The 20,827-nt window shown below is 71.4% G+C and carries 15 protein-coding genes; 7 read left to right on the top strand and 8 right to left on the bottom strand.

The genetic code is table 11. From position 1 onward, the window contains the following. Positions 1-20: 20 nt before the first annotated feature. The 4 genes from E9228_RS05575 to E9228_RS05560 all read left to right on the top strand — a co-directional run bounded on the left by E9228_RS05575 (position 21) and on the right by E9228_RS05560 (position 4,495). Positions 21-1,607 (top strand): inositol monophosphatase family protein, encoded by a 1,587-nt coding sequence (locus E9228_RS05575; protein WP_166779606.1) that lies wholly within the window; start codon positions 21-23, stop codon positions 1,605-1,607. A gap of 124 nt (positions 1,608-1,731) precedes the next feature. Further along, entirely contained in the window at positions 1,732-2,499 is a 768-nt protein-coding gene (locus tag E9228_RS05570) for a hypothetical protein (protein ID WP_166779605.1), read from the top strand. 89 nt (positions 2,500-2,588) lie between these two features. Further along, positions 2,589-3,635 carry an ATP-binding cassette domain-containing protein gene (locus tag E9228_RS05565; protein ID WP_166779604.1) on the top strand — a complete coding sequence of 349 codons (1,047 nt, stop codon included), beginning with the start codon at positions 2,589-2,591 and terminating at the stop codon, positions 3,633-3,635. After that, positions 3,632-4,495, top strand: a complete 864-nt coding sequence (locus E9228_RS05560; protein WP_252727776.1) for an ABC transporter permease — start codon at positions 3,632-3,634, stop codon at positions 4,493-4,495. The genes E9228_RS05565 and E9228_RS05560 overlap by 4 nt, the downstream gene beginning before the upstream one ends. Before the next feature lie 17 nt (positions 4,496-4,512). Here the strand turns inward: E9228_RS05560 and E9228_RS05555 are convergent, their stop codons facing one another. Then, a complete protein-coding gene (locus tag E9228_RS05555; RefSeq protein WP_166779603.1) occupies positions 4,513-6,198 on the bottom strand; it encodes a long-chain-fatty-acid--CoA ligase in 1,686 nt (561 codons plus the stop codon). A gap of 233 nt (positions 6,199-6,431) precedes the next feature. On the opposite strand from E9228_RS05555, the gene E9228_RS05550 reads away from it, so the two are divergent. Beyond that, positions 6,432-7,370 carry an oxygenase MpaB family protein gene (locus tag E9228_RS05550; protein ID WP_166779602.1) on the top strand — a complete coding sequence of 313 codons (939 nt, stop codon included), beginning with the start codon at positions 6,432-6,434 and terminating at the stop codon, positions 7,368-7,370. 593 nt (positions 7,371-7,963) lie between these two features. Here the strand turns inward: E9228_RS05550 and E9228_RS05545 are convergent. The 4 genes from E9228_RS05545 to E9228_RS05530 all read right to left on the bottom strand — a co-directional run bounded on the left by E9228_RS05545 (position 7,964) and on the right by E9228_RS05530 (position 11,896). After that, positions 7,964-8,989 carry an aldo/keto reductase gene (locus E9228_RS05545; protein WP_166779601.1) on the bottom strand — a complete coding sequence of 342 codons (1,026 nt, stop codon included), beginning with the start codon at positions 8,987-8,989 and terminating at the stop codon, positions 7,964-7,966. Positions 8,990-9,199: 210 nt separating this feature from the next. Then, on the bottom strand, positions 9,200-9,766 hold the full coding sequence (locus E9228_RS05540; protein WP_166779600.1) for a TIGR03086 family metal-binding protein: 567 nt from the start codon (positions 9,764-9,766) through the stop codon (positions 9,200-9,202). Between the two features lie 750 nt (positions 9,767-10,516). Continuing rightward, positions 10,517-11,077 carry a YceI family protein gene (locus E9228_RS05535; protein ID WP_166779599.1) on the bottom strand — a complete coding sequence of 187 codons (561 nt, stop codon included), beginning with the start codon at positions 11,075-11,077 and terminating at the stop codon, positions 10,517-10,519. A 129-nt stretch (positions 11,078-11,206) separates the two neighbouring features. After that, positions 11,207-11,896 (bottom strand): hypothetical protein, encoded by a 690-nt coding sequence (locus tag E9228_RS05530; RefSeq protein ID WP_166779598.1) that lies wholly within the window; start codon positions 11,894-11,896, stop codon positions 11,207-11,209. 632 nt (positions 11,897-12,528) lie between these two features. On the opposite strand from E9228_RS05530, the gene E9228_RS05525 reads away from it, so the two are divergent. Next, positions 12,529-13,533 (top strand): aldo/keto reductase family protein, encoded by a 1,005-nt coding sequence (locus E9228_RS05525; RefSeq protein WP_166779597.1) that lies wholly within the window; start codon positions 12,529-12,531, stop codon positions 13,531-13,533. A 79-nt stretch (positions 13,534-13,612) separates the two neighbouring features. Here the strand turns inward: E9228_RS05525 and treZ are convergent, their stop codons facing one another. Genes treZ through glgX form a run of 3 tightly spaced genes read right to left on the bottom strand, consistent with a single transcriptional unit; the run spans position 13,613 to position 20,255 of the window. Further along, on the bottom strand, positions 13,613-15,367 hold the full coding sequence (treZ, locus tag E9228_RS05520) for a malto-oligosyltrehalose trehalohydrolase (protein WP_166779596.1): 1,755 nt from the start codon (positions 15,365-15,367) through the stop codon (positions 13,613-13,615). After that, entirely contained in the window at positions 15,364-17,856 is a 2,493-nt protein-coding gene (gene treY, locus E9228_RS05515; RefSeq protein ID WP_166779595.1) for a malto-oligosyltrehalose synthase, read from the bottom strand. Before treY ends, treZ begins: the two co-directional genes overlap by 4 nt. Further along, on the bottom strand, positions 17,853-20,255 hold the full coding sequence (gene glgX, locus E9228_RS05510; protein ID WP_252727775.1) for a glycogen debranching protein GlgX: 2,403 nt from the start codon (positions 20,253-20,255) through the stop codon (positions 17,853-17,855). The genes treY and glgX overlap by 4 nt, the downstream gene beginning before the upstream one ends. A gap of 211 nt (positions 20,256-20,466) precedes the next feature. Here glgX and E9228_RS05505 point away from each other — a divergent pair, with 211 nt between their 5' ends. Then, positions 20,467-20,796, top strand: a complete 330-nt coding sequence (locus E9228_RS05505; protein WP_166779594.1) for a hypothetical protein — start codon at positions 20,467-20,469, stop codon at positions 20,794-20,796. Positions 20,797-20,827: the final 31 nt, after the last annotated feature.

Genomic DNA, 20,827 nt, shown 5'->3' with positions numbered 1-20,827 from the left:
CGCCCTCCCACCATGGGACGGTGACGACGCTCGAGACCCCGGCACCGCTGACGACCGGGAGGCCCGGCCTCCGTCCGCCACGGATCGTCGCCTCACGCGGGGCCCCGCGCGTCCGCCGCGAGAACACCCTGCCGGGCGTCGTGGTCGCCGAGGCGCTCGGTGCCGACGTCGTCGCCGTGGACGTCCGCGTCACCGCCGACGGGGTCGCGGTGCTGCTGCACGACGAGACCCTCGGGCGGATGTGGGGCGACGGACGCCGGGTCGCCGAGGTGTCGTGGTGCGACGTCGCCCGGCTCGGCAACGGCCTCGACCGCATCCCGCGGCTCGACGCCGTGCTCGAGCGGCTGGCGGGCTGCTCCGCCTCGCTCGTGATCGGGCTCGCGGACCCGGCCGACGCCGAGGCCGCGGTCCGGACCGTGGCGGCCGCCGACACCGGTTCGGACGACACCGTGCGGGTGGCCTGGCGTGGGACGGTCGCCGCGATGACCGCCGTCCGGTCGCTGCTGCCCGACGCCGACGTCTGGCTGCCCTGGGACACCCTCGGACCGCCGACGTCCGCGCAGGTGCGGGAGCTCCGGCCCTCGACGCTCGACCTCGACGTCGCCTTCCTCATCCCCGCGACCGTCCGCGCGGCGCACACCCTCGGCCTCTGCGTGGCGGTGTGGACCGTCGACGACCCCGAGCCGACGCGGTGGGCGACCCGGCTCGGTGCGGACCTGGTCCTGACCGAGGACGTCGCCACCGTGCACGCGGTCCTCGCCGCCGCCGAGCGCGACGGCTGGTCGCGGCCGGTGCGGGAACCCTCCGAGGCCGAGGTCGCCGGTCGTGCCCAGACCCTGGCGCACCGGATCGCACACGAGGTGATCGCCTTCACCCGTGAGCACCGCATCGACCCGGACGCCGGTGACGCCGCAGCCCGGGTCGCCGCACTCGACCGCTCGATCGAGCAGCACGTCCGCGGCCGGGTGCGCGCCGTGTTCCCGGAGCACGGCTTCGTCGGCGAGGAGTACGGCGTCGCGCCCGGGGACAAGCACCGCTGGTACGTGGACCCGGTCGACGGCAGCCGCAACCTGATGAACGGCGTGCCGTGGACGAGCACCTCGCTGTGCCTCACCCGGTCCGGACGCCCCCTGGTCGGCGTGGTCGCCGACCCCTGGCGCGGCGAGGTCCTCGAGGCCCGACGCGGCCGCGGTGCGACCGAACGCGACCGGGTGCTCCGCCTGGACGACGCGCCACGCCCGCTCGCCGGAGCCGTCGTCGGGACCGAGCTCGACGGCACGCACCCGTGGCCCGGCTTCGCCGCCTTCGTGGACGCGCTCGCCGCCCGCTCCTGCGCCGTGCGCATCCCGGGCTCCGGGACCCTGACCATCGCCCAGGTCGCCGCCGGCCGGGGGATCGGCGCGTGCATGCCGGCGTTCGACCCGGTGGACCACGCCGCGGCCGTGCTGCTCGTGCACGAGGCCGGCGGTGTGGTCCTCACCCTCGACGGACCGGTCGACGACTTCCCGCCGGTCGGCGCGCCGTTCCTCGCGGCGCACCCGGGCGCGGCGGACGAGCTGTTCGCGGTGTGGACCGCGGCGGTCGCCGGGGCCGAGCCGACGTCCTGACGGCGGTCGTGCCTCCCGGCCGGGAGGCGCACGGCGGCTTCTGAGCGCACGCACAGTCAGACCGGGCCGCCGGTGCCTACCGTGGGCGGCAGCGGGCACGGTGCCCGCGACGAAGGAGCACACCATGGGATTCCTCGACCGTCTGCTCGGCCGCGAGGAGCGTCCGGAGCAGCCACGCAACGGGGCCGGTGGGGCGCCGCAGCCGGGGTACCAGTACGGGCAGCAGTCGTACCAGCAGGCGCCGTACGGTGCTCCCGCGCAGCCGGGACCGGGCCAGCAGGCCGGGGGTGAGGACCAGCGGGCCGTCGAGCGGTACCGCTACCTGCTCCGGACCGCGCCACCCGAGCGCATCGAGGAGGTCCACGCCGAGGCCTTCGCCACCCTGACGCCCGAGCAGCGCCGGATGGTCTACGACGAGTTCACCCGTTCGGCACCGGCCGGTGAAGCGCCTCGTGGCGACGACCCGCGCTCGCTCGCCCAGAGCGCGACCCGGTCCGAGCTCCGGCAGCCCGGGTACATGGAGCGCTCGCTCGGTGGGCTCGGCGGCGGCGGTGGCTTCGGCGGCGGTGGCTTCGGCGGCCGCCAGGGCCCCGGCTTCGGGAGCATGCTCGGCGCCTCCCTGCTCGGCACCGTCGGCGGCTACGTGATCGGGTCCGCCCTGATGAGCGCCTTCCTGCCAGACCCCGGGTCGTTCGACGGTGGAACCGATGCGAGTGGTGCGGATGACGGCGGTTCGGGGGACACTGGTGACGGATCCGGCGACGGCGGTGCGGCCGACGGCGGCGGGTACGACGACGCCTCATGGGGCGACGGTGGTTCCGACTTCGGCGGCATGTCCGACGGCGGCTTCGACCAGGGCTCCAGTGACTTCGGTGGTGGCTTCGACGTCTGAGTGACGTCCAGCGCTCCCACCGGACCCGGCCGACCGGTCCACGTGACCGGTCGGCCCCCGAGGGACGCAGCCGGTCACGAAGGAGCGACATGGCCATCATCGAGGCTTCCGGCCTCACCAAGACGTACCGCTCGAAGTCCGGGCCCGTGCACGCACTGGCGGGTCTCGACCTGTCGGTGCCCGAGGGCACCGTCACCGCACTGCTCGGCCCGAACGGTGCCGGCAAGACCACGACCGTCAAGGTCCTCACCACCCTCGTCGAACCCGATGCCGGGTCCGCGACCGTCGCCGGCATGGACGTCGTCGCCGATCCGCAGGGCACCCGCCGCGTGATCGGCGTGTCCGGGCAGTACGCCGCCGTCGACGAGAACCTCACCGGCTTCGAGAACCTCGAGATGATCGGGCGGCTCTACCACCTCGGACGGCGAGCAGCCCGCGACCGGGCACGCGAACTCATCGACGTGTTCGGGCTCACCGAAGCGGGCGACCGCCCCGTCAAGGGCTTCTCCGGCGGCATGCGGCGGCGCATCGACCTCGCCGGTGCGCTCGTGATGAACCCGCGCGTGCTGTTCCTCGACGAGCCGACGACCGGCCTCGACCCCCGCAGCCGTCTGGCGCTCTGGGGCATCATCGAGGACCTCGTCGCCGGCGGGGCCACCGTGCTCCTCACCACGCAGTACCTCGAGGAGGCCGACCAGCTCGCCGACGACATCGCCGTCATCGACGACGGCCGGGTCATCGCCGAGGGCACCTCCGACGAGCTCAAGGCCCAGGTCGGCGGCCACCGCGTCGTCGTCACCCTGGTCGACGCCGCCGACGGGGACGCCGCCACCACCGTCCTCCGGCGCCACGGCACCGGGGACGTCGAGACGAGCGGGGACGGACGCACCCGAGCAGTCGCCGTCGACGCCGGACCCGCCGCACTGCAACGGGTCCTCGCCGACCTCGGCACGGCCGGCATCGCCCTCCACGACGCGGGCATGCGTCGCCCGACACTCGACGACGTGTTCCTGCGCCTCACGGGGCACGCCGCGACGGAGGACGAGGGCGCGGCCGGGGCCGGCGGTGGGCGCGGGACGGCGGCGACCAGTCCGTCGGACGGGGAACGCGCCTCCCGGCAGGAGCTGGTCCGATGACCGCCACCACCACGACCGGCGCGGGCAGCGCCCTCGGACGGCAGCTGCCCGTCGTCGTCACCGCGCCGCTCGCCGTCTGGGTCGAGGACGGGTGGACCGTCACCAAGCGGAACCTCATCAAGATCAAGCGGTCGCCGGACATGCTCGTGTTCGCCGTCCTGCAGCCGATCATGTTCGTCCTGCTGTTCAGCCAGGTCTACGGCGGCGCGATCAGCGTCCAGGGCACCGACTACACGCAGTTCCTGATGGCGGGCATCTTCGCCCAGACCGTCGTCTTCGGAGCCACCTTCTCGGGGTCGGCGATGGCGCAGGACCTCAAGGAAGGCCTCATCGACCGGTTCCGGACCCTGCCCATGTCGGCGTCCGCGGTCCTGGTCGGACGGACGAACTCCGACCTCGTGCTCAACGGCATCTCGATGGTGATCATGATGGCCACCGGACTCGCCGTCGGCTGGCGGGTGAACTCCTCGCCGGTGGAGTTCCTCGGCGGGCTCGCGCTGCTGCTGCTGTTCAGCTACGCGTTCAGCTGGGTGATGGCGCTGCTCGGCATGAGCGTCAAGACGCCCGAGGTGATCAACAACGCCTCGTTCATGATCCTGTTCCCGCTGACGTTCATCTCGAACGCCTTCGTGCCCAGCGAGACCATGCCGCTCGTGCTCCGGGTGTTCGCCGAGTGGAACCCGGTGTCCTCACTGGTGCAGGCTGCGCGGGAACTGTTCGGCAACGCCGGGTCCGCGCCGGTGCCGGACATCTGGACCATGCAGCACCCGATCACGACGGTGCTCATCGGGATCACGGTGATGCTCGCCGTGTTCGTGCCGTGGGCGGTGAACAAGTACACGCGGATCAGCAGCAAGTAGCTGCTGACAGCGCGCTGCTAGTCGTGCAGGATCGCGTCGCGCACCTTGCGGCGCAGGACCTTGCCGATCATCGACCGGGGGAGGTCCTCGACGACCACCACGCGACGCGGCACCTTGTACGCGGCCAGGTGGTCACGGGACCACGCCCGGAGGGCCTCCGCGTCGAAGGTCGCCGGGTCCGTCGGGATCACCGCGGCGACGACCTGCTCGTTGCCACTCTGCACGATGCCGACGACCGCGACCTCCTTGACGCTCGGGTGCTTGAGGAGCGTGTCCTCCACCTCGGACGGCGCGACGTTGAACCCACCGGTGATGATGAGTTCCTTCAGCCGGTCCACGATCCGCACGAAGCCGTCCGCGTCGATCGCCACGATGTCGCCCGTCCGGAACCAGCCATCCGAGGTGAACACCTCGTCGGTCGCCTCGGCCTTGCCCCAGTAGCCGCCGAACACCTGCGGGCCGCGGACCTGCAGCTCGCCGGACTCGTCGGTGCCGAGCACCCGGGACTCGTCGTCGGGGTCCACCACGCGGCACTCGGTCGACGGCAGCGGCAGGCCGATCACGCCGAGCCGACGGGCGTCCGACACCGGGTTCGCCATCAGCACGGGGGAGCACTCGGACAGGCCGTAGCCCTCCACCAGGTAGCCACCGGTGCGGGCCTCCCACGGCTCGATGACGTCCTGCGACAGCGGCATCGCACCGGAGATCCCGATGTCGATGCCCGCCAGCGACACCTTCGCCGAGTCGGCGGCGTGCTGCAGCCGGGCGTAGATCGGCGGCACGGCCGGCAGGAACGTCGGCGGACGCTTCTTGATCGCCTTGAGGACCAACGCGGGGTCGAACGCCGGGAACAGGACGAGCCTCCCGGCGATGCTCATCGCGAACGTGAGGCACAGCGTCAGACCGTAGGCGTGGAACATCGGCAGGACGGCGTGCACGACGCTGCCGTCACCCGCGCTGATCTGCGGGATCCAGGCCCGCGCCTGCGCGGCGTTCGCCAGCAGGTTCCGGTGCGTCAGGACGGCACCCTTCGGGGTGCCGGTCGTGCCGGAGGTGTACTGGATGAGCGCGACGTCGTCGGTCTCCGGACGGGGGTGCCGCTTCGACAGCTTCCGGGTCGACACCAGGTCGTCCCAGCGCGTCGTGCCGGACACCGAAGTCGTGAGCTTCGCGCGGGACTCGCGCGCCTTCGCCACCGGCAGCGCCAGCGCCAGGCGGGTGCTCCGCGGCATCGCCCGCGTCAGGTCCACCGAGACGATCGCGTCGAGCGCGACGTCCTTCGGGAAGTCCTGCAGCGTCGCGACCGACTTGTCCCAGGCGATCGCGACCGTCGCACCGTGGTCCTCGAACTGGTGTCGGAGCTCCCGCGGCGTGTACAGCGGGTTGTGCTCGACGACGATGCCGCCCAGACGGAGCACCGCGTAGAACGCCACGACGTGCTGCGGGCAGTTCGGCAACACCAGGGCCACCCGGTCGCCCTTCGTCACGCCGAGCTTCCGCAGCCCGTTCGCGGCCCGGGCGATCTGGTCCTCGAGCTCCGCGTACGTGGTCTCCCGCGTGAAGAACTCGAGCGCCACGGCCTTCGGGAAGCGCCGGGCGGACTGCTCGACCAGGTCCGGGAGGGACCCCGTCATCGGTTCGATGTCGTGCGGCACCCCTGACGCGTAGGAGGCAAGCCAGGGACGAGGCGTGTCGATGCTCACGTCGTCCAACCTAGCGGGCGGATCCGAGCGGTTGTCAGACGAGGGGTGCGGGTGCGTGCGCGTGGCGGTGCTCTCCGCGGCGGGTGCTCTTCGCGGCGGGTGCCGGTGCGGGCGACGCTCTTCGCGGCGGGTGCCGGTGCGGGCGACGCGGGGCGGCGCGGTGCGGCGCGGGGCGGCGCGGTTTCCGGCGAGTTGCGGGGCGCGCTGTCAGGGGACCGACGGACCATGAGCGCATGTCCTTCGTCACCGATGCGTTCCGCACCCGCCTGCAGGCCACGTTCACGGGGAACACCCACGGCAGCCCGGAGTGGGTGGACGAACTCGAGAAGGGCACCGACGCCGGCTTCTTCGGCCCCGGCTCGGCCACCTGGTCGGTGCACGGCGGCAACCAGACCATCGTCGCCGGTGTCCGCGCGCTCCTCGTCCAGGCTCTGCACCCGGGAGCGCTCGCCGGAGTCGCCGACCACTCCCGCTACAAGGAGGACCCGTTCGGCCGGCTCGCGGGCACCATCCGGTGGATCTACACCGTCACCCACGGCGACACCGCGACCGCGACCTCCGGCAGCGAGTGGGTCCTGCGGCTCCACGAACGCGTCCGCGGCCAGTACGTGGACGGGCACGGCATCGGTCGCCCCTACACGGCCAACGACCCGGACCTGGCCCGATGGGTGCACCTCGCGTTCACGGACGCGTTCCTCCGCACCGCGCAGCGCTGGGGTGGGCCGATCCCGGGTGGCGCCGACGCCTACGTCCGCGAGTGGGCGATCGCCGGTCGCCTGATGCGCGTGCAGGACGCCCCCGAGACCGAGGCGGAACTCCGCGCACAGATGGACGGCTACCTCGACCGTGGCGAACTCGCGGTGACGCCCCGGACCCGGGAGGTCCTGCGCTTCATCAAGAACCCGCCCCTCGCCGCCATGCTCCGTCCGGGCTACCAGGCGATCTACCAGGGCGCGGTCTCGACCCTCGACCCGCGGCACCGGTCGCTGCTCGGGATCCGCACGCCGTCGTTCGGGCCGATCGAGCTGCCCGTCGGCCGGGCGACCGGGGTGGTCCTCGACGGCATCACCGGCGTGCTCGGCAGTCAGTCGGGCAGCGAGCGGGCGGCCTTGCGGCGCATCGCGCGGCTCGAGCGCGAGGGCGCGGCGGACCGGGAGCTCGGCGCCGCCTGAGTCCGCAGGGCGGGCTGGGCACCCGCCCGCCCTGCCCGCTTGCCTTGCCCGCTTGCGCTGCGCCTGCTCGCTTGCGCTGCGCCTGCCCGCCTGCCCTGCCTTGCGCTGCGCGCTTGGGCCGCGCCCGCCTGCCCTGCCCTGCCTTGCTCGCTCGTGCTCCTCCTGCCGAGCGGGCGGATCCCACCCGTGCGCGCCTCCGGGGCCCCGGCATTCCGCCCGCTGACCGTCGAGGACGCGAAACGCTCGGAGCCTCGGCTCGGGGCGCGGGGTCCGAGCCCGGGCACCTCCGGCGGCGAGCGGGCGTATCCGCGGCCGTCCCGGCACGGGCACCCGTGGATTCCGTCCGCTCGCGCGTGCCCGCCTGGACCCGCTCGCACCCGCCCCGCACGCCCGCCGTTGCGCCCCGGCACGGCGGGCGAGGGCCCGTCGGGGGGGCACCGTGCCGTCCGGCTTCGGCGAGCGGGCGGAACTCCACGGGAACGAGCGGGCGGACCCGGGTATCTCGCCCGCTCGACTGAGTGGGCGGGCGGGAGCGACGGACGGACGGGAGGCGTGGTGCCCGCTGGCACCGCGCCTCCCGTCCGGATGGTGCGTCAGAAGCCGGACGGCACCCGCGGGGTGTACGCGTGCTCGAGTCGCGCGACCTCGTCGGCGGTGAGCTCGATCGCGGTGGCGGCGACCGCGTCGTCGATGTGGTGCTCCTTCGTCGCGCCGATGATCGGCGCCGAGACGGCCGGCTTCCCGGCGACCCACGCCAGGGCGATCTGCGCCATGCTCGCGCCACGCTCGTCGGCGACCTGCCCGACCGCCTCGACGATCGCGCGGTTCGCGTCCTCGTCCTGGCGGTACAGGGTCTTGCCGAACTCGTCGGTGTCGGAGCGGGAGCCGGAGCCCTGCGCGTCCCAGGGCCGGGTGACCTTGCCGCGGGCGAGGGGGCTCCACGGGATCACGCCGACCCCGGTGTGCGCGCAGAAGGGGTGCATCTCGCGCTCCTCCTCGCGTTCCAGGAGGTTGTACTGGTCCTGCATCGCGACGAACTTCGTCCAGCCGTGACGCTCGGCGACGTGCTGCATCTCGGCGAACTGCCACGTCCACATGCTCGACGCGCCGATGTACCGGGCCTTGCCGGCCTTGACGACGTCGTGGAGGGCCTCCATCGTCTCCTCGACCGGGGTCAGCGGGTCGAAACGGTGGATCTGGTACAGGTCGACGTAGTCGGTGCCGAGGCGGGTCAACGAGGCGTCGATCTCGTGCATGATCGCGGCGCGGGAGAGGCCGGCCCCGTTCCGCCCCGGGCGCATCCGGTTGAAGACCTTCGTGAAGACCTGCACCTCCTCACGCGGAGCGAGTTCCTTGAGGAGCTCGCCGGTGATCTCCTCGCTGCTGCCCGCGGAGTAGACGTTCGCGGTGTCGAAGGTGGTGATGCCGGCCTCGAACGCTCGACGGACGAAGGGCCGGGCCTCGTCGATGCCGACGCTCCAGGCGTGCGAGCCCTTGGTCGGGTCGCCGTAGGACATCATCCCGAGGATGACGCTCGAGATCTCGAGACCGGTGTTGCCGAGCCGGACCGTGGGGACGGTGGCGGAGTTCTGGGGAGTGTCGCTGGAGGTGTCGGACATGCGGGGTCCTTCCGATGCGGGCGGTGGTGGGCGGGTGCGTGCGCGGGCTGGGGTTCGTCCGCCGAGCGGGCGGGCCCGGCGGGTTCGTCCGCCGAGCGGGCTGTCCTGACGGGGTTCGTCCGCTGGGCGGGCTGTCCTGAGGGGGTTCGTCCGCTGGGCGGGCTGTCCTGAGGGGGTTCGTCCGCCGAGCGGGCTGTCCTGACGGGTGTGTCAGGCAGGCACCCGGGCATCTCGCCCGGTCACCGCAAGCAGCCGCACCTGCAGAGGAGCATCGTCGTCCACCTGCACTGGAGCCGCGTACAGCCCGGTCGCCGCGAGGGACTGGATCTGCGGCTCGAAGTGCGTCCACACCGCTTCGACGAGGGTGTCCGGCAGGTGCTCGTCACTCCCGGTCGCGCGGGCGAGGTCCCACGTGTGGATCGTGATGTCGCTGGTCTGCTCCGCCAGGTACTCGCCGGCCTGCACCACATCGGTCGAGAGGTGCACCGGCGTGTCCTTCGGGGCGCGCTGCCACGCTTCGATCGCAGCACTCGAGTGCCGCTCCCACTCCGCCAGGAGGTCGTCGCCGATCGGTTCGAGATCCGCCTCGGCCTGGGCGTGGTCGCAGCCGGTGAGGAGCTTCGGGATCCAGCGCTGCTCGTCGACCACGTGCGTGACGAGGTCGCGAGTCGTCCATTCGGAATCGGGTGTGGGCGCGTCCCAGTCGGTGACGGCGGCGACGCGGCGGCCGAACTCCGCCACGGCGAGGGTCTGCAGCGTGATCCAGTCGGTGGACATCGGGGTGCTCCTGTTCGTCGGCGAGCGGCGTCCCGACGGCGGCGTCGGACGTGCTTCGTGTGCAGCGGTGATCCGTGCAACTCCGCGGCCAGGGGGCGGATTCCCTCGGGCACGCCGGAGCGTTCCTCACGGTACCGCGCGACCCGGCCAGCGGCGCTCGTGCGTTCGGCGCCCGTGGTCGATGCGGAGCGCCCGTGGTCGGGGTCCGGGTCGCCCGTGGTTGGTCGGGTCGCCCGTGGTCGAGCGGGTCGCCCGTGGTCGGGCTCGACGGCGACGGGTTCGCGATCGACGTCGACGTCGACGGGCGGATCTGTAGCGTGTGGCGTCCATGGCTGAGCGGGCGAGGAGCAGGTACGGCCCGGGGACCGCGCTCGGCTCTGGCAGGGAGATCGGGCGCGAGTGCGGCGCGCGAACGGGCAGAACCGCCTGCACGGGAGGCGCGCGACCCAGCGGATCCGCCCGCTCGGTTCCCGCGTGGCCGGGCGGGCGAATCAGGTAGCCCGACGCATCGGGAAGCGGATCCGCCCGTTGGCCGTCCAGCGGCGCACCTGCCACGCGGCAATGGCGAACGGGCGAAATACCGCGGGAGGGGGCTGGCGCACCGTGGTGTTCCGCCCGCTCGCCTCCGGCGCCCGCTCGCCCCGGGTGCCGGCGCGTCAGTGAACTCGACGTCGGGCGGGGAGTGGTCCTCCGTCCGGACAGCACGAAGCCCCGACGCCGAGGGCGCCGGGGCTTCGTGAGGGGGAGAGGTCAGGCCGCCTGGAGGACGAACTGGACGTCGAGGTTGATCGTGACGTCGTTGCCCAGGGTGAAGCCACCGGCCTCGAGCGCCGCGTTCCAGTTCACGCCGAACTCGGTGCGGTCGATCTTGGTGGTCGCCTCGGCGCCGAGCTTCGTCTGGCCGTAGCCGTCGGTGGTGACGCCACCGAACTCGGTCTTCAGGGTGACGGGCTTGGTCACGCCGCGCAGCGAGAGCTCGCCGTCGATGAGCATGTCGTCGCCGTCCTCGCGGATGCCGGTGGAACGGAAGACCATGTGCGGGTGCTCTTCGGTGAGGAAGAAGTCACCGGTCGCGAGGTGCTGGTCGCGCTGCGCCTGGTTGGTGTTGATGCTCGAGACGTCGATCGAGGCCTCGAGGGTGGTGTCGAGGGGGTTCTCGGCGGTCACGAGGGTCGCGTCGAACTGCTCGAACTTGCCCTTGACCTTGCTGATCGCGAGGTGGCGGACGGAGAAGCTGACCTCGGAGTGGGTCGGGTCGAGCTTCCAGGTGCCGGTGACGTAGCCGGGGATGGCGGAGGCGTTGAGAGCCATGGTGTGTCCTTCTTCGAGCGGTGAGTCATGGGGCGGGCGCTCTGTTGCATACGCCCGCATCGAACCTGATGGTAGCCCATTCTGCACGCGTTTGGTTGAAGCGTCAACCATTGTTCACTGAAGCGTCGCTCATGGGCGATGTCGGCCGCTCCCGCCCACATCGAGGAGGCGTCGAACCCGCGCCACGAAACGGTCCACGGACGGTCCGATGTCATCGGCCGTCGCTCGGACCAACCACCAGTCGTCGTCCTTCAGGAGCTCACCCCGAGTGAGGTCCTTGCGGAACGTCCTGGGATCCGTCCGATGCAGGTCGCTCTCGTACTCGATCGCGACGCGAGCCTCTGGGAACGCGAGGTCGACGCACGCCACCCACCGACCGTCCACCACGACGTCGTGGTTCAACCTGGGCTGTGGGAGACCCGACCGGGTCAGCACGAGCCGGGTCCTCGTCTCACCGGGAGAGCGGGATCCGATCCGGATCTCAGCGAGGGCCGCCCGGAGCTTCACGACGCCGCGACAGCCGCGGCGACGGCGGACCGCGGCAGCCAGCTCCGGCAGAGTCGTCCAGCCGAGCCAACCCACCAGGGCGTCGCCGGCGACGATGAGTTCATCGACGGACAGGACGGAGGCGAGCGCGGTGAAGGTGTCAGCCGGATGCGTGAGGGCCACGCCCCTGCTGTGGACCACCCGTACTGTGCCTGCCTTGGCACGGTGGCCGACGGAACCGCCGACACGAAGCGCCTGATCCGTACCGATCGTCGTGACGTGCAGCCGGGGATCGCGTTCGAGGCGGCGGGGGAGCGGCACACCGAGCAGCATCGCGGCAGTCGAGTGACTGAACACCTGGTCGTCGCGCAACCGTGGTGCAAGTGCTCGTGCGAGCTCGTCCGGAGTCCGCGGTTGCTCAGCACACCGGATGCCGTGGAACGGGCGACGGAGATCCCGAGCATCGAGACGCCCGCGAGAGACCCCCATGCGGAGCGCGCGACGCACCCGGAACGGTGACCGGCGCAGGGCCGGGGGGAGCGGAGCTTTCGGAGACATGCGTCGATGCTCGGGCCGCGCCGGAGCGGCGTGGCTGAGAAGCGCCTCCGGTGTGGACGGTGTCACTCCCAGGGCCGCTTGTGGAGGAAGACGTCCGGGGGCTGAGCGGGCGGAACGGCGGGCTCACGGGAGGCAGCGCCCCGACATTCCGCCCGCTCGCGGGTCCGGAGGCGCCAGCCCCGGCATTCGGCCCGCTCGCGAGTCCGGAACGGCCAACCCCGACATTCCGCCCGCTCGCGGGTCGGGAGCGGCCGGTGCCGGCATCCCGCCCGCTCGCCGCTCCGGAGCGGCCAGCCCCGGCAGCCCGCCCGCACGCCTCCCAGACACCGTTCACACCCCGCGGCCGGTTGTACACAGGTACTGCCGCGGCCTCCCGCGTGCGCGCTCACTCCAGTAGCGTCGGGTCCATGGAATTCAGGTACCTAGGCAACTCAGGTCTCAAGATCTCCGAGATCACCTACGGCAACTGGCTGACGCACGGCTCGCAGGTCGAGAACGACGTCGCCACCCAGTGCGTGCGGGCAGCGCTCGACGCCGGCATCACCACGTTCGACACCGCAGACACCTACGCCAACACGGCAGCCGAGACCGTCCTCGGCGAAGCACTCAAGGGCGAGCGTCGTCAGTCCCTCGAGGTCTTCACGAAGGTCTACTGGCCGACCGGCCCCAAGGGGCACAATGACGTCGGTCTGAGCCGCAAGCACATCATGGAGTCGATCAACGGCTCGCTGGAGCGTCTGCAGACCGACTACGTCGACCTCTACCAGGCACACCGTTACGACTACGAGACGCCCCTCGAAGAGACGATGCAGGCCTTCGCGGACGTCGTCCGTCAGGGCAAGGCGCTCTACATCGGCGTCAGCGAGTGGTCGGCGGAGCAGATCCGCGCCGGTGCGGCCCTCGCGAAGGAGCTCGGCTTCCAGCTCATCTCGAACCAGCCGCAGTACTCGATGCTGTGGCGCGTGATCGAGGGCGAGGTCGTCCCCGCATCGAAGCAGCTGGGTCTGTCGCAGATCGTCTGGTCCCCGATCGCCCAGGGTGTCCTCACGGGCAAGTACAAGCCGGGTCAGCCCCTGCCCGAGGGATCGCGTGCCACGGACGAGAAGGGCGGCGCGGACATGATCAAGCGGTTCATGCGCGACGAGGTCCTCGAAGCCGTCCAGCGTCTCCAGCCGGTCGCGGACGAGTCCGGGCTCACGCTCGCGCAGCTCGCCATCGCCTGGACCCTGCAGAACGAGAACGTCGCGTCGGCGATCGTCGGCGCCTCGCGTCCGTCGCAGGTGACCGACAACGTGAAGGCCGCCGGCGTGAAGCTCGACGCCGGCACGATGGCTCGCATCGACGAAGCGCTCGGGGACATCCCGGAGCGCGACGCCGCGAGGAACGTCTCCCCGGCACAGCGTCCCGCCTGAGCGGAACGCACCGCCTCACGGACAGGAGGCCCGGTACCAGCTGGTACCGGGCCTCCTGTCCGTGACGTGGTCGGTTGCGTCAGCGCACCACGACGAGCCCTCGACCCGCGAAGCGGACGCCGTCGGTGTCGAAGTCGGCGTCTCCGAAGCTGAAGAGCACCTCGCCGGTCGCCCCCACGAGCGGGACCTCCGCCGGGTCGTCCGACAGGTTGACGACGACGTGCACGGGCGCCGCCGTCGGGCCGAGCAGCCCGCGGGTGAGCACGAGCCAGCGCTCGTCCTCGCTGAACCGGATCGCGTTCGCCTCGTACCGGTGGTCGACGAACGCCTCGTCGGTGCGGCGGAGTGCGACGAGCACCCGGTAGGCGTTGAGGATCCGCGCCCCACGTTCGGAGTCGACGTCGGACCAGTCGAGCTTCGAGTTGGTGAACGTCGTCGGGTCCTGCGGGTCGGGGACCGTGGACTCGTCCCAGCCGTGCTCGGCGAACTCCTTGATCCGCCCCTCGGCGGTGACCTTGCCGAGCTCCGGCTCCGGGTGCGAGGTGAAGAACTGCCACGGGGTCGTGGCGGCGAACTCCTCGCCCATGAAGAGCATCGGCGTGAACGGGCCGAGCAGGGTGAGGGCGGCGGCGATGACCAGGCCCTCGTCGGACACGGTCGCGGCGAGACGATCGCCGGCGGCGCGGTTGCCGATCTGGTCGTGGTTCTGGTTCGCCACGACCAGGGCGGTCGTCGGCGAGGTGCCGCGGTCGATCGGTCGGCCGTGCCGCTTGCCGCGGAACGACGACCAGGTGCCGTCATGGAAGAAGCCCTGGTCGAGGACCTTCGCCAGCGCGGTCAGCGGGGCGAAGTCGGCGTAGTAGCCGTTCGTCTCGCCGGTGACGGCGACGTGCACGGCGTGGTGGAAGTCGTCCGACCACTGGCCGGCGAGCCCGTAGCCCGCGGCTTCACGCGGCCGGAACATGATCGGGTCGTTGAGGTCCGATTCGGCGATGAGTGACAGCGGCTTGCCGGCGAACGACGAGAACGCGTCGGTCTCGCTGGCCATCTCGGCCAGGATGTGCGGCCGGGTCGTGTCGCGGATGGCGTGCACGGCATCGAGCCGCAGACCGTCGACGTGGTGGTCGCGGAACCACATCCGGACGTTGTCCAGGACGTAGCGGCGGACTTCGGGCTCTTCGACGTTGACCGAGTCACCCCACGTGTTGGCGAGCCCCTGCACCAGGTACGGCCCGTAGAGCGGCAGGTAGTTCCCGCTCGGTCCGAGGTGGTTGTAGACGACGTCCTGGATGACGCCGAGCCCGAGTGCGTGGGCGCGGTCGACGAAGCGGTCGTAGGCGTCCGGGCCGCCGTACGGCGCGTGCACCGCGTACCAGGCGACGCCGTCGTAGCCCCAGTTCCACTCGCCGTTGACGCCGTTCACGGGCAGGAGCTCGACGAACTCCACGCCGAGCTCCACCAGGTGCTCGAGCTTGGCGGCTGCTGCGTCGAGGGTCCCCTCGGGCGTGTAGGTGCCGATGTGCATCTCGTAGATGACGCCGCCCCGTGCGGGACGACCGGTCCAGGCGTCGTCGGTCCAGGCGAAGCGCGCCGGGTCGACGACCTCGGAGGGCCCGTGCACGCCCTCGGGCTGGAAGCGGCTGCGCGGATCGGGGCGGACAGAGTCGTCCTCGTCGATGCGGAAGCCGTAGCGGGCTCCGACGACGGGGAGGACCTCCTCGGTCGTCCACCAGTCGTCGTCCCCACGGGTGAGCGGGTACTCGGTACCGTCGACGACGAGTCGGACGTTCTCGGGTTCGGGGGCCCAGACGCCGTAGCGGTCGGGACTGGTCATGCGTGACCCTCCAGGATCTCGACCTCGGCCTGCGCGTCGGTCTCGGTGTCATCAGTGCTGTTGCTGGTGTTCGTGCTGCCGGTCGTGCTGGTCTCGGTGGCGTCGTGTCCCGCTCCGTCGACGACGTCGGCCGGGACGAGCAGCGCGACGGGGAAGTCGGTGAGCACCTCGGCGAGCAGCAGGTCGCGGTCGGCCGGGAAGCGCCTCCCGGTCAGCAGGTCCACACGCTCCACCGGGACGACGTGCAGGAGCGTGTCGGCCCACCCGCCGACGGTCTGGAGGCCCAGGGGCAGTCGCGTGGCGACCGTCACCACGCCGCCACGGTCGAAGGCGACCACGTGGTCGGCCGCAGGTCCGGTCGCGTCGAGCGGGACGTACCGCGAGAACAGTTCCGGGTGGTCGCGGCGGACGCGGAGGGCACGGCTCGTGACGAGGGTCTTCGCGGCGCCGCCGAGGTCGATCGCGGGCAGCGCATCGGGACCGTCGTCGTCGGCACCGTCGAGTGCGGCGAGGACGTGACGACGCTCGGCGTAGTCCACGGGTCGCCGGTTGTCCGGGTCGACGAGCGATCGGTCCCATGACTCGGTGCCCTGGTAGACGTCCGGGACGCCCGGAGCGGTGAGCTGCACGATCTTCGCGCCGAGGCCGTTCGACCAGCCGGCAGCGTCGATCCGCTCGTCGAGGGCGTCGAGCTCGGCGACCACGGCCGGGTCGTCGAACGCGGCGTCGACGAGAGCGTGCATCTGCTCCTCGAACGACTCGTCCGGCTCGGTCCACGTCGTGCTGTCACCGGCTTCGCGGGAGGCCTTCTCAGCGTAGGCGTGCAGGCGTTCGCGCGAGGCGGGCCGCGCTCCGACGATCGCCTGCCAGAGGAGGTTGGCGAACACGCCGTCCTCGAGCGGCGCGAGCGCGTTCAGGCGGTCGAACGTCGCGGTCCATTCGTCGCCGAGCTCGGACAGGACGGCGATGCGGGCGCGTGTGTCCTCGCTGCGCTTCGTGTCGTGCGTGGTGAGGGTCGTCATGGTGTGCGGCCAGCTTGCGAGCCGCTCGCGCTGTGCCGCGTGGAACTCGTCGAGGGTCACCGAGAAGACGCTCGGGTCACCGCCGACCTCGCTGAGGGATGACAGACGGGACGTCCGGTAGAACGCGGTGTCCTCGACGCCCTTCGCCATCACCATGCCGCTGGTCTGCTGCAGGCGGATCGCGGCCGCGTTGTCCGGGTCGCACAGCGCCGGCGCGATGCGGTCGACGACGTCGGCGAGGTCGGGCCGGGCCTCGGCCGCGACTTCGAGCGCCTCGATCAGGTGGTGGATGCCCTCCGGGAGGTAGGTGCGGTACACCTCGAAGCTCGCGACGAGTTCTGCGACGGCGTCGACGATCCGGTCCTCCGACACGGGGGTGCCGTCACCCTGGACGGCCGGGTCGACGACCAGGAGGCGCGCCAGGCGTCGGACTTCGCTGTTCAGGATGCCGTCGGCGATCCCGCGACGGGTGCCGTGCGTGAGGTCCTGCCACGACACGTGCGCGCCGCGGAGCCGGTCCTCGAGTGCGGTGAGGGGGCCTTCGCCCGCCGGGTCCACGAACACGCGGTCGATGAAGCCGAGGGCGTCGTAGCCGGTCGTGCCGTCCACCGGCCACGACGACGGCAGCAGTTCACCCGGCTCGAGGATCTTCTCGACCAGGGTGTAGGCCCCACCCGTCAGATCCGCGAGGTCGTCGAGGTAGCCGGCCGGGTCGTAGAGCCCGTCCGGGTGGTCGATCCGCAGCCCGTCGACGAGACCGTCGCGGAACCACGAGCCGATGACGCCGTGGGAGGCCGCGAACACCTCGGGCTCCTCGACGCGGATCGCGGCGAGGGTGTTCACCGCGAAGAACCGGCGGTAGTTCAGTTCGGAGTCAGCGCGCTTCCAGTGCACGAACTCGTAGTGCTGCCGGGCGTGCACCGTCTCCACGTCGTCACCGTCGTGCACGGTGCCGGGCGCAGTCGGGTACGCGGTCTCCCCGACGAGCAGACGCGGAGCCGTCCCGTCGGTGCTGCCGGCCTCGAGGGTGACGGCGTCGAGCAGCCGGTCGTCGAGCACGGGGATGCGCAGGCGTCCGTCGCCGGCGGCCCAGTCGATGTCGAACGCCCACGCCACGGGGGACTCCTGGCCGTGCTCGAGCAGCGACCACCACCACGGGTTCACGGCCGGGGTGGCGACGCCGACGTGGTTCGGCACGACGTCGACGAGGACCCCGAGCCCCGCTGCGTGGGCCGCCTCGGCGAGGGCACGCATCGCGTCGTCGCCGCCGCGGTCGGTGTCGACGTGCGTGTGGTCGACGACGTCGTAGCCGTGTCCGGAACCGGGCTCCGCCTGCAGGACGGGGGACAGGTAGATCCAGTCGGCCCCGAGGTCGCGGACGTAGTCGACGACCTCCTGCGCGGCGTTCAGGTCGAAGTCGGCGGTGACCTGCAGACGGTAGGTCGAGGTCGGGTTCCGGCGGGTCATGCGGCACTCCCAGGGGTGTCAGAGTCGGGCGTCTCGGAGGTGGTGTCGGGCGTCGCCGGGGCTCCGGCTCCACCGGTGGTGCTGGTCGTGTCGCCGGCCGCCACGGTCGTCGTGTTCGCCGGGCTCGTGACGCCGGATGCGCCGGGCGTCCCGGCCGCACTCGGGGTGGCCGAGGCGGCGGGGTTCGCGGGTGTCGCCGCCGGGTGGTCCGGGTCGGACGGCTCGGCGGCGTCGGCGGCCGAGTGGTCGGTCGTGCGCGCCGTCGTGTCGACCGGCGTGTGCTCGATCTCGTGTTCGGGCTCCGCGCGGAGCACGATCATCGAGCGAGCGGGGACGTCGAGCGCGTCGCCGGCCTCGAGGACCTCGTCGCGCGCGCCGGGTTCGGCGGTGTCGATGCGCACCGTCCAGCCCGGGGAGTACTCCTCCGGCGGCAGGGTGAAGGTCACGACGCCGTCGTGGGCGTTGAAGTAGGTCAGGAAGGCCACGTCGGTGACGCGCTCGCCGCGGGCGTCACGGCCGCGGATGCCCTCGCCGTTCAGGTACATGCCGACGCTCTTGCCGAAGCCCGAGTCCCATTCCTCCGGCTGCATGGCGTCGCCGGCCGGGGTCAGCCACACCACGTCGGGCAGCGGCTCGCCCTCGCCGCGGCGGACCGGGCGACCGTTGAAGTAGCGGGTCCGGCGGAACGTCGGGTGGTCGTGACGGAGCTTGACGACGTCGGCGGTGAACTGGATGAGGTCGTCATCGGCAGTCGCCCAGTCGATCCAGCTCAGCTCGGAGTCCTGCGCGTAGACGTTGTTGTTGCCCTGCTGGGTGCGGCCGAGTTCGTCGCCGTGCGCGATCATCGGGACGCCCTGGCTGAGCAGGAGCGTGGCGATGAAGTTCCGGCGACGCTGCAGCCGGAGGGCGTTCACGTCGGGGTCGTCGGTGGGCCCTTCGGCACCGGAGTTCCACGAGCGGTTGTGGCTCTCGCCGTCGTTGTTGTCCTCGCCGTTGGCGTCGTTGTGCTTCTCGTTGTAGGCGACCAGGTCGTACAGGGTGAAGCCGTCGTGCGCGGTGATGAAGTTGATGCTCGCCTTGGGCGTGCGGCCGTCGTGCTCGTACAGGTCGGCGGAGCCCGAGATGCGCGAGGCGAACTCGCCGAGCGTCGACGGCTCACCCCGCCAGAAGTCGCGCACGGTGTCGCGGTACTTGCCGTTCCACTCCGACCACTGCGGCGGGAAGTTGCCGACCTGGTACCCGCCGGGGCCGACGTCCCACGGTTCGGCGATGAGCTTCACCTGCGACACGATCGGGTCCTGCTGGACCAGTTCGAAGAACGCCGACAGCCGGTCGACCTCGTAGAACTCGCGGGCCAGGGCAGCGGCGAGGTCGAAGCGGAACCCGTCGACGTGCATCTCGGTCACCCAGTACCGGAGCGAGTCCATGATGAGCTGCAGCGAGTGCGGGTGCCCGACGTTGAGCGAGTTGCCCGTGCCCGTCACGTCCATGTAGTACCGCTTGTCGTCGTCCATCAGGCGGTAGTACGCGGCGTTGTCGAGGCCGCGGAAGGACAGCGTCGGCCCGAGGTGGTTGCCCTCGGCGGTGTGGTTGTAGACGACGTCGATGACGACCTCGATGCCGGCGCGGTGCAGCTCGCGGACCATCGTCTTGAACTCCTGCACCTGCTGCCCGCCGTCGCCCGAGGACGAGTAGTGCGAGTGCGGTGCGAAGAAGCCGATGGTGTTGTAGCCCCAGTAGTTCGACAACCCCTTGTCCTGCAGGGTCGAGTCGTTCACGAACTGGTGCACCGGCATGAGCTCGAGCGTCGTGACGCCGAGGCGCTGGAGGTGCTCGATGACGGCGGGGTGCGAGACGCCCGCGTAGGTGCCGCGCTGGTCCTCCGGCACGTCGGGGTGCGTCTCGGTGAGGCCCTTGACGTGCGCCTCGTAGATCACGGTCTCGCCGTAGGGGATGCGCGGAGCCCGGTCACCCTGCCAGTCGAAGAACGGGTTGATGACCACGCCCTTCACCATGTGCGAGGCGGAGTCCTCGTCGTTCGTCGAGTCCGGGTCGCCGAACGTGTACGAGAACAGGGACTGGTCCCAGTCGATGTCGCCGCTCGTCGCCTTCGCGTACGGGTCCAGGAGGAGCTTCGCCGGGTTCGACCGGACGCCGTTCGCGGGGTCGTACGGGGCGTGGACACGGAAGCCGTACTCCTGTCCGGGGCCGACGGTGGGCAGGTAGGCATGCCAGACGTGCGCGTCGACCTCGACGAGGCGGACTCGCTCTTCGGTCCCGTCGGCATCGAACAGGCAGAGCTCGACCCCTTCGGCGACCTCGCTGAACACGGCGAAGTTCGTGCCGCTGCCGTCGTAGGTCGCGCCGAGCGGGTAGGGGTTGCCGGGCCAGGTGTGCAAACGTGCCTCCAGGAGAGATGAACTGGGCCAACGTATCGGCGTACCCCTGTGATGTCCGGCGCTCAGACTCGCACTGTGGAGCGTTCCGGCTCTCCACACGCAGCGTCGGACAGGTCCGTCCACTCCTCCACAGGACGACCGACCGCGGCGCTCGTCCACACTTCGTCACGGCCGGTCCGACAGCCAGTGCTCGCGGAGTAGCGTCGCCGACATGACCAACATCGTCACGCAGATCGCAGACAAGGTCCGACCCGTCGGCGTCACCTCGAACTACGGGGACCCGGTGGAGGTCGGCGACAGCACGCTGATCCCCGTCTCCGTCAACTGGTACGGCTTCGGCGGCGGTTCCGACGCCGATGAGGACGGTGCCGGCGGTGGCGGCGGCGGCGCCGTCTCGCTCCCGGTCGGTGCCTACGTCCGCCGGCCCGGACAGGACCTCGCCTTCGAGCCGAACGTCATCTCGCTCCTCACCGTCAGCATCCCGGTCATCTGGGTCGCCGGCAAGGTGCTCGTCAAGCTCATCCGCGCGCTCAAGAAGTGACCGCCTGACGGCCAGGAGGCACGTGGTCACC

The organism is Curtobacterium salicis (assembly GCF_011759505.1).
Taxonomy (GTDB): domain Bacteria; phylum Actinomycetota; class Actinomycetes; order Actinomycetales; family Microbacteriaceae; genus Curtobacterium; species Curtobacterium salicis.
This window is presented reverse-complemented; position numbering and strand designations above follow the sequence as displayed.